This is a genomic window from Candidatus Paceibacterota bacterium (genome assembly GCA_041661265.1).
GTDB lineage: Bacteria > Patescibacteriota > Minisyncoccia > JAHIHE01 > JAGLIN01 > JBAZUT01.
Map to the genome: position 1 here is coordinate 52470 of JBAZUT010000004.1, position 16216 is coordinate 68685.

A 16216-nucleotide genomic window follows, 5' to 3' on the forward strand; every position below is an offset into this window, starting at 1 on the left:
GCAAAAAAAATAAAAAAGGATAAAGAGATCAGCAATAAGGACATTCCCGTTGTCATACTTTGCGGAGGACAGGGGACAAGGCTCCGGGAGGAAACGGAATTCAAACCCAAGCCTCTCGTGGAGATCGGCGGACGTCCCGTTTTGTGGCATATTATGAAGATCTATTCTCATTATGGTTTCAGGAAATTCATCTTGTGCCTAGGCTACAAAGGAGAAATGATCAAGGATTATTTTTTGAACTACAGGACGATGCATAATGATTTTTCAATTGAATTGAAAAATAATAAAATTGAGATGTATGATCAAGATGAAATTGAAGATTGGAAAATTACTATGGTTGATACGGGGAAGACGGCCGAGACGGGAACCAGAGTCAAGCGGATAGAAAATTATGTCGATTGTGATATGTTTTTGCTGACCTATGGGGATGGCGTGGCTAATGTCGATATGGCAAAACTTCTGAAATTCCATAGATCGCACGGAAAATTGGGAACCGTGACCGGAGCGCTTGCTCCATCGCGATACGGTGAATTGATGACCGAAGATAATTTGGTCGTCAAGTTCAGTGAGAAGCCCCAGCTGATCTCAAGTGACGGGACGGGGTTTATTAGTGGGGGATATTTTGTGCTTAATAAGAAATTTTTCGATTATTTGAGGGATGAAGATAATTGTAATCTTGAGGGGGAAGCGCTTCGTCATTTGGCATCCGATCGTGAACTTGCGATATATCGCCACGATGGCTTTTGGCAGTGTATGGACACTTACAGGGAAAATCTTTTGCTCAATAGATTGTGGGAAAACGGCAGGCCCTGGGCGGTGTGGGAAAATGAATAAGAACCATTGAAGCAAGAAGTTGTTCCATGCGCTTGTGGATATCTGTGCTATTCTGTGTTTTTTATGCCACTAATTATAAGTAGCTATGAATAAATTCTGGAAAAATAAAAAAGTTTTGGTTACGGGAGCAACCGGCTTCATCGGTTCATGGCTGACCGAATCGCTGGTCGAAAACGGTTCAGATGTTACGATATTGGTGAACAAGAGCGATCCTTTCAAAGAAGATGCAATAAAACATCTGAAGAAAAAGATACATATTATTTATGGAGATATTCGGAATAAAAACCTGATATCGAAAGCCGTGAACAAGTGTGAAATAATATGCCATCTGGCTGCCACAACGCAAGTTTTATATTCGATTAAAAATCCCGAAGAAACTTTGTCGATCAATCTCTGGGGAACGTTCAACCTGCTGGAGGGAATGAGAAAGTCAGCCAATAAGCCCTTTTTGATCTTTGTCAGTACTGACAAGGTTTATGGAGAGCCCATACATCTGCCAATAAAAGAAGATCACTCTCTATCGGCCAAATCACCCTATGATGCCTCCAAGGTCGCTGCAGACAGACTGGTTTATGCGTATTATACTACTTATGGTATAAATGCTACGATCTTGAGATGGTCGAATGCCTATGGAGGAAGGGATGCGAACATGCTGAGAGTAATCCCGGATTTCGTTAATGCCGTGATCAATGATAAGCCGCTGGTCATCAGGGGAAGCGGGAAGAATATAAGAGATTTCTTGTATGTGGGAGATGTGGTCAGGGCGATCTTATCAGCCGGAGAAAATCGGAAAATTACCAATGGAGAGGTTTTTAATTTGGGTACAAATAAGCCAATATCAATAGAGGAGCTGGCTCGACTCGTGATCAAAATTACCGGACACGATAAGGCAAAGCCGATAATTTTGGGAAAGGCCACTCCTGGGGAAATTGACCGCCAGTATCTTTCTTTTGAAAAAGCGAATAAAATGCTGGGATGGGAGCCGCAAGTGGATCTGCAAACAGGCCTGAAGATCACCCTGGATTGGTATAAAAATAATTCTTGGTGGAAGAAGGTCATGGGAAGAGTCAGTAAATTCCATGGAATTTAATTATTTCTTGAAAGATAATGGGCTATGAGAGACAGACATATTGGTTTCTGGCCAGGTAGAATATCGCATTGAAATAAGTCAAGCGTGATAAGTTGCGATTTTCGTTAAATAAATAATATTTAATATATATGAAATGCAGAGTTTGCAGTTCTGAAATCAGCGAATTTTTTTCGCTTGGCGAAATGCCGCTCGTTAACTCTTTTTTAAAAAAAGAAGACATAGCCGGTGAAAAGAAATACAATCTGAGTGTCGGATTCTGTCCCAAGTGTTATCTGGTGCAACTTATGAAGAATGTACCACCGGAGGATCTTTATGTGGATTATATTTATTTTTCCGCAACGTCAGATTTATTTTTGGAGCATTGCAGAAATGTGGCAGGGCATCTGATCGAGAAACTTGGTTTGAGTTCCAAAAGTCTTGTTTTGGAAATTGCAAGCAACGACGGTTCACAGCTTCAGTGTTTCAAAGAAAAAGGAGTGAAAGTTTTGGGCGTTGATCCGGCAAAGAACATTGCTGAGGTGGCAAACAAAAAGGGAATTGAAACTATACCGGAATTCTTCAGTCAAGAATTTGCCAAAAAATTGAAAAAAGACAGAAAAATTCAGGCGGATTTGATCTTTGGAGCAAATGTTCTTGCGCATGTTCCGGGAATAGTAGATTTTGTAAAGGGTGTTAAGGTGGCATTAAAACCAAATGGCACTGCTATTTTTGAATCCCCATATCTGAAAGGGTTGATGGAAAACAAATTTGACATCATATATCATGAACACGTTTTCTATTATTCCATAATTGCGCTTCAGAATCTTTTTAAAGCGGCAGATCTCGAGGTGTATGATGTGGAAATGACACCCATGCAGGGAGGATCATTCATGATATATGTCTCTCATCCGGGTGTTTTTCAAATAAGCGAAAATGTCAAAAATTTCGTCAAGCTGGAAATGCACGACGGTTATGACAAGCTGGAAACATATAATAAAATGAGTGCTAGTACTTCAAAGCTGAAGGAGGATCTCATCGCATTGCTTAAAAAGATAAAGACAGAAGGAAAAACAATTGCCGCATACAGCGCTCCGGCAAAGGGGAATATTCTTTTGAATTATTTCGGAATAAATAATAATTATCTCGAATTCATTGTTGACAAGGCAAAATCAAAGCAGAATCTATATACTCCGGGAACGCATCTGTTGGTTTATCCTCCGGAGAAAGTATTTGAAAAAAAACCCGACTATCTATTGGTTTTATGCTGGAACATAGCGGATGAAATTCAGGTGCAATTAAAAAAATATCACGATGAAGGTGGAAAATTTATTATCCCGATCCCTGAGATTAGAGTTATATGATATTTCAAAAAACAAAAATTAGCGGATTATATGTTATTGATCTGGAGCTTAAGTGTGACGAGAGAGGGTATTTTTCCAGAATATTTTGTGAAGAAGAGTTCGTGAAAATCGGAGTTGATTTCAAAGTTGTTCAGGCTAGCCAGTCGTTTACTAGAAAGCGTGGCACTATCAGGGGGATGCATTTCCAAAAGTATCCAAAAGCTGAGGATAAGATCGTTCGATGCATTAAAGGATCAGTTTATGATATTGCCGTGGACCTGAGATCGGACTCGCTGACATTCGGGCAATGGTTTGCCCAAGAGCTTAATGAGACAAATAATAAAATGATTTTCATCCCGAAGGGATTGGCCCACGGTTTTCAAGCACTGCAGGACGATTCGATCATCGAATATTTCATGTCGGAATTTTATGCACCCGATCATGCCGATGGCGTGCGATGGGATGATCCATTATTTAAAATAGCTTGGCCTATAGCAGATTCAACTCTTTCGGACAGGGACAAAAATTGGCCATTAATGAAGAAATAATGACAAAAGTGTTATTAATCGGCAAGAACGGACAATTGGCAGGCGCAATCGTCAAAAACGCTCATGCTTTTGATTTGGATATATTTCCTTTTGATAAGAGTGAATTGGATGTGACCGAAGCGAGTCAGGTTGAAAAAAAAATAGAAGAGATCAAACCCAATGTGGTGATAAACACCTCAGCTTTTCATGTCGTGCCGAAATGCGAAGAACTACCATTTGATGCAATGGCCATTAATTTCTTTGCAGTGGGAGAAATTGCCAAAATTTGCAAGAAGTATAAAATTGCATTTATAACCTATAGTACGGATTATGTTTTTGACGGCAAAAAGGGAGTTCCCTATAATGAAACGGATAGCCCTCACCCGCTGCAGACATATGGCATGTCCAAGCTGGCGGGCGAATATGCTTGTCTGAGATCGTATCCCGAAGGAAGTTTTGTGATCAGAACGTGCGGTCTATATGGCGGAAAAACCGGAAGTCCGGAAAAGGGAGGTAATTTTGTTTTGAATATCTTGAAGGAGGCCCAGGGAAAGGATTCGATCGAAGTAAGCTCGGAACAGATAGTCAGTCCGACCTATGCCGGAGATCTGAGCAAAACAACATTAGAGCTATTGAGCAGAAAGGCTGAGCCGGGAATATATCACCTTGCGAATGAAGGGTCTTGCAGCTGGCATGAATTTACAAAGGAGATTTTCAGGATAGCAGGTATAAAGACAAAAGTCATTCCAGTGGATAGGGGAGGTGCGAGCGGTGCAATGATGAGGCCAAAAGTTTCCGCTTTGAAAAATGTGAAAGCCAAGGCGATAGGGATAGAATTGCCATCTTGGAAAGAAGGGCTAAAGTCTTATTTCGAAGAATTATCGAAAGCGGAATAAAATTAAATAATAAAATATATTAAGCAAATCCAAAAATATGAAAGCAAAAATCAGACCGCGAATTGAATTAGAAAATAGAACGAGGCTCGAGACTGTTATACCGATTGAAACGCCATTCACTATTTTTGTAGACCCCAGTGATCTATGTAATTTCCAGTGCAGGTTCTGTCCTAATAGCGACAGGGATCTTGTGAAAAAAACCAACAGGAAGCTCAAGATAATGGATTTTGAGCTTTATAAAAAGATTGTTGATGATATCTGCGAATTTGAAAAACCCATAAAAGTTCTGAGGTTATATAAAGACGGCGAGCCCTTGTTGAATCCGCGGTTTGTCGATATGATGAAATATGCAAAAGAGAAAAAATGCGCCGAGAGGGTCGACACGACGACCAATGCCTCGCTTCTCAATCCGAAACTGAATCTCGAAATAATCAATGCGGGAATCGATCGGATAAATATTTCGATAGAAGGCGTTAATGCGGACCAGTATCTGAGCTTTTCAAAATATAAAATTGATTTTGACAAGCTCGTTGAAAATATCCGCCATCTGTATGAGAACAGGAAAAAATGTGAAATAATAATAAAGATCAGCGGTGATTCGATGTCAGAAGAGGATAAGAAGAAATTTTATGATATATTCGGAGAGATCGCGGATGGCGTGTTTATAGAACATGTCATGTCATGCTGGCCCGAATTCGAATTAAAGGGGATCAAGGCTAATCAGGAAGTAGGTATTTATGGTCAAAAAATAAAAGAGGTCCAGGTTTGTCCGTATGTGTTCTATTCTTTCTCGGTCAATTCTGACGGTTTGGCGAGCGCGTGTTTTCTTGATTGGTCGGAAAAACTTATCATCGGTGATGTGAAAACCGAAAGCTTAAAGGATATTTGGAACGGGGAAAAAATGTTTGAATACCGGAAAATGTTCTTGCAGAAAAAGAGGAAAGATCATCCCTTCTGCGGAAAATGCGGGCAGATGACACACGGTTTGCCGGATGATATTGATGCATATGCCGATGAGTTATTAAATAAATTATCAGAGCATGAACAAAATAATTCAAAGCGCTGAGCCCTACACCTCCATTAAAGTATCTTCTTTACGGAGTGGTGATGAGCTTCTGGAAGGCATTCTTTCGTCTGACAGAGAACTGTTTCCTCGAAAGATCGACAGGCCAGTCGTACTTTATGGTGCCGGAAGTCTCGGGAAAATGGCAAAAAACTTTTTTGACTATCTGCACATGCCATATTTATATGTCGTCGATAAAAATGCTGCACAATATAAAAAAGACAAATATTGGCAAGGCGTAAACATTATACATCCAAGCGAAGTTAAGGAAACAGATAAGACAAATTGCTTACTCGTGATCTGTATTGTTACTATTCCGCTCATTGCGCTGAGAGATCAATTAAGAGATGACGGTTGGGGGGATGTCGCCTTCTTTTATGATGTCAGTGAATTTTACAGTAATCGATATCCCATCAATAACGGATGGTTTCTGAACAAAATTAATGAGAATGAAAAGAAGGCTATAGGGAAAGTTTATTCTTCATTTGCAGATGACACGTCCCGTTTGTATTATCTTCAGTTTCTTGCATGGAGAAAGTTGAGAATAGAATTGTTGTTTGAGAGCCTTGAGGTAAATAATGATAACCGTTTTTTCATTCCTGAGGTTGTCAGCGTATTGCATGGAGACGAAGTTTTTGTTGATTGCGGAGCCCACTGGGGGTTTGTCATGGAAAAATTTGTGAAGGTAGTCGAACATAGATATAAGGCATTATATGCTATTGAACCAGATAGCAATAACGTGAAGATGCTTGAAGAAAGGTTGAAGAATATTTCTAGTATTAAAATTTTGAAATGTGCCTTAGGCGACGTAAATGGTGAGGGTAAATTTTATCAAGGATTTGATTATGCATCAAAATTGAGCGAAAATGGCGGTGATTTGGTAAAAATAACCACTCTGGACCGTATGAATATTCCCGCGACTTTTATCAAGCTGCATCTAGAGGGCGGAGACTTGAAAGCATTGAAGGGAGCGGTGAACACTATACGCGAATACCGGCCGATAATAGCGGTTACTATCTATCACAATGCCGATGGAGTTTGGGAGACACCGTATTTTTTAATGAGCAATACGAGAAATTATAAATATTATTTAAGACTACATTCCTGGGGTGGCACGGGAGCTGTGCTTTATGCTATTCCGAAAGAAAGGAAAAACGCATATGAATAAGCAACGCAGCATTCTTCTTATAATCTTGCCATATCTTACCTGGAGCAAGGAGGCGAAGAATAATAATAACACAAGAAGCGTTTTGGCTTTTCCTTATGGCATTTTATCAATTGCTTCGTACATAAAAGCGAAAGCGGCCAAAAATCCGAGTGTTGGCATTCTTGATTTGAATTTATATGCCGCGGAGGAGATATCTGGCGCGATTTCACAGGCTCTGAAAAAAAATAAACCGGATATTGTCGGCATGTCAATGATGTTTGATTCATCTTATAAAAGTCTGAATCGGATCTCAAAGCAAATCAAGGATTATGATGATAAAATAACCGTTGTTCTTGGGGGCAGCGCGGCGACGGTTTCGTGGGACAAGATTCTTCATGAACAGGAATATGTGGACGCGATTTGCTATGGTGAAGGCGAGTATCCATTGCGGCATCTGGTTGAAGCTGATAACATTTCAGAAACGCTGGACAAAAATCCTGTTTGGGTAACCAGAAAATCACTGGCTAAAAATCTAAAACCTCAACCGCGATACGTTGACAACCTCAATGAGGTGATAAATGTCAACTATGAATTAATCGATGTCGGCTCTTATAGTATGAAGGAGGCTTTTTCTCCATTTTCATCCGTTAAAGAATCTCGCGATGTGCGGCAATTCTTTTTAGTAACATCCAGAGGTTGTCCTTTTAGGTGCGTTTTTTGTTCAGGATCCTCGCTTCATGGAAAAAATATCCGCTGTGCGGATGTGAGCGTTTTAATAGGGCACGTAAGATATTTGGTTGAAAAATATAAAATGAACGTTCTTACTATCTATGATGATCAAATATTATTTTACCGAGATCGCGCCAAGGAGTTTTTTAGAAAGCTTGCTGAGTTTAATCTCAGAGTAGAAACTCCAAATGGTCTATCAGTCGCTTTTATTGATGAAGAGATGGCTATGCTGATGAAACGCGCTGGGATAGACACTGTTCCTCTGGCAATAGAGTCTGGTTCAAAACATATGTTAAACGAGGTTATACATAAACCGTTGCGTCTTGAACAAGTTAAGCCGGTAGTCGATATATTGCATCGTAACAATATTTTTGTTCAAGGATATTTTGTGGTAGGCATACCGGGCGAGCAGGAGGAGGACAGAATTGAAACAGCTCGATTTATTAAAGAAGTTGGACTTGATTGGGCCGGTTTTAATTTAGCAACTCCCTTGCGGGGAAGTGAACTTTATAAAATTTGCATCGAAAATGGGTATATTGACCCAAATTTTGGCATTGGTGATCTGGGAATGCATGACTATGTTATCAATGCCCCAGGCCTCAATCCCGTTGATATTAAGAGAAAAAGATATCTAATGAATCTGGATGTAAACTTTGTTAATAATCACAGAATGAAGGTGGGCGATTATGAGATAGCGATCTTATGCTTTAAGGATGTTATTGCGAGATATGAAAATCATGCTTTCGCGTATTATTATTTAGCAAGGGCATTAAGTGCTGTAAATAAAAATAATCAACAAATAGAGCAAGTACTGGATAAGATGAAAGAGGTAATGAATATTGAAAGTGTATGGAAAGAGTATTTTGAGCATTTTGGTATTGATTATATGGAGGAAGTTAAAAATTAATCGATTGAATTTCTCGAAGTTTTGGTGCGAGGTAGCTCATTTGGAGACAAGCAGATATTTTTAGAAAGATAATCAGATGAAAAAAAAATCCTATAAAATACTTCATATTACTCCGCATCTTGGCGGCGGTGTCGGAAAGGTGCTTCTTAATTATTTGATCTCAGTCAAAAATGATCTCACCTTTGAACATATAATAGCTTGCCTTGATTATGCAAATGATGAATCGGTAAAAAAGGCCGATAATTTTGGTTTCAGGTTATTAGGAGATATGGCAAGAAAGAAACAGAAATTACTTGCCATGCTGACAAAGGCTGACGTTGTGCTTATCCATTGGTGGAATCATCCGTTACTGTACGACTTATTGGTCCGTACCCAGTTTCCGCCGTGCCGTCTGATAATCTGGAGCCATATTTCCGGTTTTCATCCGCCGTATGTTTTTACTGAGAAAATACTGTGTTATCCGGATGTTTTTGTCTTCACGACGCCTGTGAGCATGAAGGCGAAGGAAGTAGTGAAATTAACAAAAGGGCAAAAGAAAAATTTACGTGTTATATGGTCAACTGGCGGCGTGGAGCATGTCAGGTCGGTAGAGCCGGAAAAACATACGGGGTTTAATGTGGGATATATAGGAACGGTAGATTATGCGAAAATTCATCCGGATTTTTTGGACATCTGCAGCAAGATCGATATTCCCGATGTAAAATTTATCGTTTGTGGCGGATCGAAAGAAGAAGAATTCAGGAGGCATGTACGAAAACTTGGTATCGAAAAAAAATTCAATTTTACCGGTCTTGTTCCCGATATTAAAAAATATTTATCAATATTCGACGTGTTTGGATATCCATTGGCGCCGTATCATTATGGCACCTGCGATCAGGTTCTTCAGGAATCCATGGCGGCGGGAATTGTTCCGGTGGTTCTCAACAATCAAATGGAAAGTCTTATGGTCAAGAATGGAGTGACGGGTATTGTTGCGAAAAATGAACGTGAATATGTCCGGTCCATAGAGAGATTGTATAAAGACAAGGTCCTAAGAGATAGACTGTCGAAAAATGCCCGTGCATATGCTATAAAGAACTTTTCTGTAAATAAAATGATTGAAGACTGGAATGTTATTTTCAAGGAAGTATTGAGGGTACCTAAAACGGATAAGATATGGCATATGTCCAAGAGTAATTCAACGATAATGGCTAAAGATGTATTTTTGGAATCATTAGGCGATTATGACAAGGAGTTTGCTGCGTGTTGCAACGCAAAAAACGATAATCAAGCGAAGATAGCAATGCAAAAAATAAAAACTATGTCCAAGTCGGCGAATTGGCAAGCAAAAACAAAAGGCAGTGTGCAGCAATATAACACTTTCTTTCCGGGCGATCCCTATCTTTCTAAATGGAGTAAGTTAATGAAAAAAAATGAAAACTGATATAAAGAAAAATATCCTTCTTGTTGTCTTACCGTATTTATTAAAACGCGATGATCTTGTACGCACTAAGCTAAGGAGCTTTAAGGCATTTCCTTATGGCGTTCTCTCAATTGCATCGTACTTAAAAAAGAAGGCTGGTGATAGTGTAAACGTACAAGTGTTAGATTGCAACCTCGATGACGAAAGAGATGTGGATTTAATAATTAAGAAAAAAATAACAGAATTCAAACCGGACATAGTCGGATTATCGATGATGTTTGATAATTCCTATGTTTACGTGAAGGATATTTCTTCCGTAATAAAAAAATATAACGAAGATGTTGTTGTCGTTTTGGGTGGATCGGCTGCAACGTCGTCCTATACTACAATAATGAATGAGCAGGATAATCTCGATGCTATTTGTTTTTATGAAGGAGAAATGCCATTTCTAAAAATGGTTCAAAGCGAGAATGTACTTGACTTTTTGGAAAATGATCCATCATGGATCACAAAAAAATCTTTGGACGAAGGAAGAGAACCTCAGAAATCGTCAATTCAAGATCTGGATGAAGTAATTGATATAGACTACAGTTTTGTCGATGTTTCGAATTATGCCATGAAAGAAGCATTCTCTCCATTTGCCGATAAAATAGAAGATAGGAAGCAATTCTTTCTTGTCACATCCCGCGGATGTCCCTATAACTGTGTATTCTGTATGCGGTCTGCGGACAAGGAAAAGGTCATTCGATATGCGAGCGTAGATCGGGTGATTAAGCATGTAAGATATCTGGTATCTGAATATGGCATGAATATATTAACGATATATGACGATCAGATCCTGTTGAATAAGGAAAGGGCTAAACAATTATTCAGGGAGTTTGCCCAATTTAATCTGAGGATTGAATGTCCTAATGGTTTGTCGGTTGCGTTTATGGATGAGGAGCTAATAAGTTTAATGAGAAAAGCCGGAATGGACACAGTAAACTTGGCTATTGAATCCGGATCGTCCCATGTGCTCAATAAAATTATTAATAAGCCATTGAGGCTTGATATGGTAAAACCGGTCGTTCAAAATCTTAGAAAGTATGGTTTTTGGATCCATGGGTACTTTGTAACCGGATTACCGGGTGAAAGAGATGAGCACAGAGACGAAACGGTAAGATTTATTAATGGAGTGGGGTTAGATTGGAGCGGCTTTAGTGTTGCTATTCCGACAAGAGGCAGTCGATTGTTTAAGATTTGCATAGAAAAAGGGTATATAGATAAGAATGTTGGAATAGGGGAAATTGATGCCGGTAAGATTGCAATAAATACTCCAGAATACTCTTCTGAGTATGTCAAGGATAAAACATATCTCATGAATCTGGATGTAAATTTCGTAAATAATTACAGAATGAAAAACAGAGAATATCGTGTTGCGGCAGATGCTTTTAGCGATGTCATCGAAAGATATGACGATCATGCTTTTGCTTATTATTATCTGTCCAAGGCATTATATGCTTTACATGAAAACCAGAAAGCACAAGACGCGCTGAATAAATATAATGGAATACTTAATAAAGACGCTACATGGAAAAGATATGCTGAATATTTTAGAATCAATTAATATGCGGAATGATGGATCGGCATAACCTTATTCGGAACTTGTGGCGGGAGTCGAATAGAATTAAACTGTAGAAAGTGACAAAGGTATTGGAAAGGCGTTATTGCGTTATATCATTAAACTATATGGTTACTATAATAATTCCAACTTACAATAGACCTGATCGTTTAAAAAGACTCTTGGGCTATTTCAGTGATTCCGGAATCCATGGTAAGATAATAATTGCGGATTCAAGCACTTCTGAAAATAAAAAGAGAAACAAAGCGATCGTTTCGTCTTATTCTGGAATGGATATTTTGTATCTTGATCACTTCGCGCCTGACACTATTGGATGGGTTAAGTGGGGAGAAGCAATCGGCCGATCCAATAGTAAATACACGGTCATTTGCGCAGATGACGATTTTATTGTCCCGAAATGCATAGATGAGGCTGTGAGCTTCCTTGAAAAAAACTCAGATTTTGTCTTGGCGGATGGGGCTTATGTTTCTTTCGAAGCAGGAAAGGGGGCAGAAGAAAAATCACGATTCTTGTGGCGGCCTATCTATCCTCATAAAACAATTGATTTTTCGGATCCGGCAACCAGGGTTGCTTTTCATTTTGCCAATTATTATCCTACTTTGTTTTCAGTGCATCGTACCTATATTCTCGAAATGATCTTTAAACAAACGGTGAAATATTCTATGGAAAATGGATATATGGGAGAGCTTTTTTGTTCAATACTATCTTTGATTTATGGCAAATCGAAAAGTCTTAATAGTCTATATTCAGCCAAAGAATCTATTTCTGATTCATATAGTAAAGTTCATGAAGATGTTGATGATTTGGTTGATAGGGGCAGCTATGGAGCGCTATATAAGAAATTCAAGCAAGGCTTGGTGATAAATTTATGTAAAGAAGCGAGAATAAGCGAGGAAGAAGCTGGCAAGGTCATTGATGCAGGAATGAATATATATCTTAAGAAATATTATTTTAATTCCGGAGTCAGGATTAAAAAAATTCTGCGTGAGACAAAGTTACCGTTTGGACTGAATCAAGTATTGAGATCTATTTATGTAAAAATGCTAAAGCACAAACAGCCCAAAGGCTATTCGGATGATTTGGCCAATAGCGAAAACTTTAAGAAAATTCATGAGGCAATTATGACATATTTAGATGATAAATGAGCACGAGCAATATTCGAAAGTGTTCCAAGACCTATGGTTGAAAAGTAGAGCATAGTGAATATATTTATTTCAGGTTGGCGCCAGGGGGATGGATTTCTCATTAAAGCTTTTTCTTAATAAAAAAAGTGCTTTTTCTCTCGAATGAGATAAATAGGCAGTATATAGCTTAATTAAAATTAATTGAAAAATAATATGCAAAAAGATCCAATTGAACAATTTCGAGTTGAAGCAATTGAAAGAGCGAAATCATATCAAAACAATGAAGAGCTTCAAAGAACTTGGCAAAATTTCCACAAACAGATCGTTAAGGCGAAATATGCTTATAACTTTTTTTGGCTTGGAGTGCCAATCATCCAAGCACCACAGGACCTTCAGGCGATGCAGGAGATCATTTGGGAGGTCAAGCCGGACTTGATAATTGAAACCGGCATAGCATGGGGCGGATCTATCGTGTTTAGCGCTTCTATGCTTGCTATTTTGGAGGCATGCGGCAAGATTGAGCATGGAAAAGTTGTTGGCATTGATACCGATATTCGTCCTCATAATAAAAAGGCCATCCTTGCTCATCCTTTGAGCAGTAAAATCACAATGATAGAAGGGTCGAGTACGGATAAGGCAATAGTGCGGCAAGTCATGGAGATCGCAAAGACCAAGAAGAGGGTTCTGGCTTGTTTGGACAGCAATCATACGCATGATCATGTACTTGGCGAATTAAGAGCATATGCTCCAATGATAAGCGTGGGGAGTTATTTTGTCGTTGGGGATACGGGAGTTGAAGATTTGCCTTCTGGGACGACTGATAAAGATCGGCCGTGGGGCAAAGGAAATAATCCTAAAACGGCAGTATGGGAATTTTTAAAAGAAAATAAAGATTTTGAGATTGACAAAAGTATTGATTCAAAACTTATAATTACCGGTTCTCCCGATGGATATTTAAAGCGAGTTAGATAATGTAAAATGAATTTTAAGTTGAATGCAGTAGTATTTATCAAGGGAAAAAGGGTCAAGTCTTAACATTTCACTTTATTGCATCGATGTTCGTTTTGAAATTTGTTATACGTTAAGATTTGACTCTGTATGTATTCTGTTTCACAGAAGCTCCGGTGCCAAAATTTTAGACATAAAAAAAGAGCAGGATACTTTTTTTCCAGCTATGTTTAGCGTAGAAGAATAAGAATTATTCCTGCCACTCCGGCTAAGAATCCCAGTTTTTCCGCTTTTGAAAGCGATTTTTTTTCTTTGAACAGGAACCATCCGACTATTATCGGTATGGTTGTGACGAGAACGCCTTTTAGCGGGGAGACCAGGCTGATCGGTCCTCCAAGCTGATACGTCCAATATAGCGCGAACAGCGATCCGATTATGGCGAGGCTGAGAGGCAGAACGATCATAAGCGTTTTCTTTGACACTTTCAATGGATTCTGTTTCTCAAGCATCAGGATCGGTATCGAGCCCAGAAAGGCTCCGCCATACCATGCCATAAGAAATGTCTCACGGTTTACGGTATATGAGAACACTTTCAGCAGGAAACTTGCTGTTCCGAAGATCATCACCATTCCGAGCGTATAGAACAGCCATTTCTTGTCCAGAGAGGACTTCTTTCCATTGTCATTCTTCGGCAATCGGAACAGCCACATAGCCATAAAGCAGAGTCCCGCTCCAAGGATCATCTGGAAGTTCCAGAGGCTGCCTTCTTTCAGAAATATTATCGCCAGAAGAACTGCCCAAACTTCCATGAGAGGCAGGAATAAAACGCTTCTGCTCAGGCTGATCTCAAACGCGCGCCATTGGAAATAGTTTCCGAAAGCATTGATGAGGCCGACTATCCCGACCCAAATAAGCATCGGACCCGGATCGTTATTTCCGCTGAAAACATACAGAAAGATCGCGATAATGGCGCAGAATAGATATTGATAGAAGATGCCGTTAGCTTTTTTGGGAGCGCTATCCGTCGCCACCTTGCTCAGGATCACGCTTGCAATGTTTATTACTGCGAGTATTAATAGTGCATATTGCCAGATCATATTTATTTCCTCCTTTAATAAAGTAATTTTGTTTTATATACATTCTATATTTTCCAGGGACAGTATTCGGTCGATAATTCAATATTGACCAAGTATTGTCCCCGGAGACGATGTATGATGCATAATCGGCTTTTAGTATTCTAGCCTATTCCGATATTTATTCAAAGAGCGATCTTTTCGTGGTTTGATCAACAAGCAGTAATAAATACTGACTAAGCAGCATAACATATCCGCCATCATTAGTCAATCCAGGAACTGATCTCGGGCGATTTTTGCTTTATTTGAATGTTTTTTTGAGAGGTTATTTTCTTGCCAAAAACGGTAGATTAATTTAATATTAAAGATGTGATATTTAAGTTATCGATAAAATTTATATAGTATGATGATTCCCTTGTCTCAGCCGGATATCGGCGAGAAGGAGCGAAAGGCCGTGTTGGACGTTTTAAAAACGCCGTGTTTGGCGTTGGGGCCGAAGTTGACAGAGTTTGAAGAAAAATTTTCCCGCTATATCGGGACAAAATATGCGGTTGCCGTAAATTCAGGAACCAGCGGATTGCATCTCATCGTACGCGCACTCGGTATCGGGCGCGAGGACGAAGTGATAACCTCGCCATTCAGTTTCATAGCTTCGGCAAATTGCATTTTGTTTGAAAATGCGAAACCTGTTTTTGTCGATATTGATCCCGATACTTTGAATATCGATGCCGGAAAAATTGAAAAAGCGATCACAGACAGAACGAAGGCGATAGTGGCGGTGGATATTTTAGGCCATCCGCTGGATTGGGATCGGGTTACAAAGGTGGCAAGAAAAAATAAATTAAAGATAATAGAAGACAGTTGTGAAGCTTTTGGCGCCGAATACAGGGGAAGAAAATGCGGAACATTCGGAGAGGCGTCTGTTTTTGCGTTTTATCCCAATAAACAGATGACGACAGGCGAGGGAGGAATGATCCTGACTGACAGCCGAGAGATAAAAGATCTGTGTTCAAGCATGGCCAATCAGGGAAGGAAGGTTGAAAACGGGAAATGGCTGGAGCATGTCCGTTTGGGATACAACTATCGCATGTGCGATATCAATGCCGCTTTGGGAATAGCGCAGCTCTCAAGGATCAATGATATGTTCAAAAAAAGAGACAGGGTCGCAAAGCTTTATGATAAATATCTTGGTGGCGTCGATGGTGTAAGCGTTCCCTATGTCGCTCCGTGGGCGAAGATCTCATGGTTTGTTTATGTGATCAGGCTTTCTGGTAAATATGTCCGCAAGGACAGGGACAGGATCATGGAAAAATTAAAAGACGCCGGAATACAATGCAGTAATTATTTTCAATGCATTCATCTTCAGCCGTTCTATAAAGATCTGTATGGTTATAAACGCGGCGATTTCCCGATCGCGGAAAATATTTCCGATCACACGGTTGCTCTGCCTTTTTATAATAACCTGAGCGAAGATAAGATAAAGTACGTGGTCAAATCCCTGAAACGGATCATATAAACAAGATCAAATATTTCAAA

At 39.5% G+C, this 16216-nt stretch carries 14 protein-coding genes; 13 read left to right on the forward strand and 1 reads right to left on the reverse strand.

Translation table 11 applies throughout. The features are described 5' to 3' along the window. Nucleotides 1-42 precede the first annotated feature (42 nt). From rfbF to WC788_04060, 12 genes are all read left to right on the forward strand, one after another. Entirely contained in the window at nucleotides 43-834 is a 792-nt protein-coding gene (gene rfbF, locus WC788_04005; protein ID MFA6096763.1) for a glucose-1-phosphate cytidylyltransferase, read from the forward strand. A gap of 85 nt (nucleotides 835-919) precedes the next feature. Then, complete coding sequence (locus WC788_04010; protein MFA6096764.1) at nucleotides 920-1924, forward strand: SDR family NAD(P)-dependent oxidoreductase; 1005 nt, start codon at nucleotides 920-922, stop codon at nucleotides 1922-1924. Nucleotides 1925-2052: 128 nt separating this feature from the next. After that, nucleotides 2053-3264 carry a class I SAM-dependent methyltransferase gene (locus WC788_04015; GenBank protein MFA6096765.1) on the forward strand — a complete coding sequence of 404 codons (1212 nt, stop codon included), beginning with the start codon at nucleotides 2053-2055 and terminating at the stop codon, nucleotides 3262-3264. Then, nucleotides 3261-3791 (forward strand): dTDP-4-dehydrorhamnose 3,5-epimerase, encoded by a 531-nt coding sequence (gene rfbC, locus WC788_04020; protein ID MFA6096766.1) that lies wholly within the window; start codon nucleotides 3261-3263, stop codon nucleotides 3789-3791. Before WC788_04015 ends, rfbC begins: the two co-directional genes overlap by 4 nt. Then, complete coding sequence (gene rfbD / locus WC788_04025; GenBank protein MFA6096767.1) at nucleotides 3791-4666, forward strand: dTDP-4-dehydrorhamnose reductase; 876 nt, start codon at nucleotides 3791-3793, stop codon at nucleotides 4664-4666. The genes rfbC and rfbD overlap by 1 nt, the downstream gene beginning before the upstream one ends. A gap of 37 nt (nucleotides 4667-4703) precedes the next feature. Then, nucleotides 4704-5732, forward strand: coding sequence for a radical SAM/SPASM domain-containing protein (locus tag WC788_04030; GenBank protein MFA6096768.1), 1029 nt, complete (start codon nucleotides 4704-4706; stop codon nucleotides 5730-5732). Next, the gene (locus WC788_04035; protein ID MFA6096769.1) at nucleotides 5707-6897 is read left to right on the forward strand and encodes an FkbM family methyltransferase; all 1191 of its coding nucleotides are present in this window, start codon (nucleotides 5707-5709) and stop codon (nucleotides 6895-6897) included. Before WC788_04030 ends, WC788_04035 begins: the two co-directional genes overlap by 26 nt. Continuing rightward, nucleotides 6890-8512, forward strand: coding sequence for a radical SAM protein (locus tag WC788_04040; GenBank protein ID MFA6096770.1), 1623 nt, complete (start codon nucleotides 6890-6892; stop codon nucleotides 8510-8512). Before WC788_04035 ends, WC788_04040 begins: the two co-directional genes overlap by 8 nt. 76 nt (nucleotides 8513-8588) lie before the next feature. Beyond that, nucleotides 8589-9935, forward strand: a complete 1347-nt coding sequence (locus WC788_04045) for a glycosyltransferase family 4 protein (protein MFA6096771.1) — start codon at nucleotides 8589-8591, stop codon at nucleotides 9933-9935. Next, nucleotides 9925-11520: a radical SAM protein gene (locus tag WC788_04050; GenBank protein MFA6096772.1), complete on the forward strand. Its 1596-nt coding sequence runs from the start codon at nucleotides 9925-9927 to the stop codon at nucleotides 11518-11520. The genes WC788_04045 and WC788_04050 overlap by 11 nt, the downstream gene beginning before the upstream one ends. Nucleotides 11521-11642: 122 nt before the next feature. Then, on the forward strand, nucleotides 11643-12680 hold the full coding sequence (locus WC788_04055; protein ID MFA6096773.1) for a TIGR00180 family glycosyltransferase: 1038 nt from the start codon (nucleotides 11643-11645) through the stop codon (nucleotides 12678-12680). A 192-nt stretch (nucleotides 12681-12872) separates the two neighbouring features. Further along, complete coding sequence (locus tag WC788_04060; GenBank protein ID MFA6096774.1) at nucleotides 12873-13631, forward strand: cephalosporin hydroxylase family protein; 759 nt, start codon at nucleotides 12873-12875, stop codon at nucleotides 13629-13631. 206 nt (nucleotides 13632-13837) lie between these two features. Here the strand turns inward: WC788_04060 and WC788_04065 are convergent, their stop codons facing one another. Continuing rightward, nucleotides 13838-14704, reverse strand: coding sequence for a hypothetical protein (locus WC788_04065; protein MFA6096775.1), 867 nt, complete (start codon nucleotides 14702-14704; stop codon nucleotides 13838-13840). A 379-nt stretch (nucleotides 14705-15083) separates the two neighbouring features. Between WC788_04065 and WC788_04070 the strand changes: the two genes are divergently transcribed. Next, nucleotides 15084-16196, forward strand: coding sequence for a DegT/DnrJ/EryC1/StrS aminotransferase family protein (locus tag WC788_04070; GenBank protein MFA6096776.1), 1113 nt, complete (start codon nucleotides 15084-15086; stop codon nucleotides 16194-16196). Nucleotides 16197-16216: the final 20 nt, after the last annotated feature.

What these genes read in the sequence shown, in the direction of transcription:
- WC788_04050 (MFA6096772.1), top strand. Translation starts at nt 9,925, where the DNA reads ATGAAAACTGATATAAAGAAAAATATCCTTCTTGTTGTCTTACCGTAT.
- WC788_04015 (MFA6096765.1), top strand. Translation starts at nt 2,053, where the DNA reads ATGAAATGCAGAGTTTGCAGTTCTGAAATCAGCGAATTTTTTTCGCTT.
- WC788_04060 (MFA6096774.1), top strand. Translation starts at nt 12,873, where the DNA reads ATGCAAAAAGATCCAATTGAACAATTTCGAGTTGAAGCAATTGAAAGA.
- WC788_04065 (MFA6096775.1), bottom strand. Translation starts at nt 14,704, where the DNA reads ATGATCTGGCAATATGCACTATTAATACTCGCAGTAATAAACATTGCA.
- WC788_04045 (MFA6096771.1), top strand. Translation starts at nt 8,589, where the DNA reads ATGAAAAAAAAATCCTATAAAATACTTCATATTACTCCGCATCTTGGC.
- WC788_04035 (MFA6096769.1), top strand. Translation starts at nt 5,707, where the DNA reads ATGAACAAAATAATTCAAAGCGCTGAGCCCTACACCTCCATTAAAGTA.
- rfbD (MFA6096767.1), top strand. Translation starts at nt 3,791, where the DNA reads ATGACAAAAGTGTTATTAATCGGCAAGAACGGACAATTGGCAGGCGCA.
- WC788_04010 (MFA6096764.1), top strand. Translation starts at nt 920, where the DNA reads ATGAATAAATTCTGGAAAAATAAAAAAGTTTTGGTTACGGGAGCAACC.
- WC788_04040 (MFA6096770.1), top strand. Translation starts at nt 6,890, where the DNA reads ATGAATAAGCAACGCAGCATTCTTCTTATAATCTTGCCATATCTTACC.
- rfbC (MFA6096766.1), top strand. Translation starts at nt 3,261, where the DNA reads ATGATATTTCAAAAAACAAAAATTAGCGGATTATATGTTATTGATCTG.
- WC788_04055 (MFA6096773.1), top strand. Translation starts at nt 11,643, where the DNA reads ATGGTTACTATAATAATTCCAACTTACAATAGACCTGATCGTTTAAAA.
- WC788_04070 (MFA6096776.1), top strand. Translation starts at nt 15,084, where the DNA reads ATGATGATTCCCTTGTCTCAGCCGGATATCGGCGAGAAGGAGCGAAAG.
- WC788_04030 (MFA6096768.1), top strand. Translation starts at nt 4,704, where the DNA reads ATGAAAGCAAAAATCAGACCGCGAATTGAATTAGAAAATAGAACGAGG.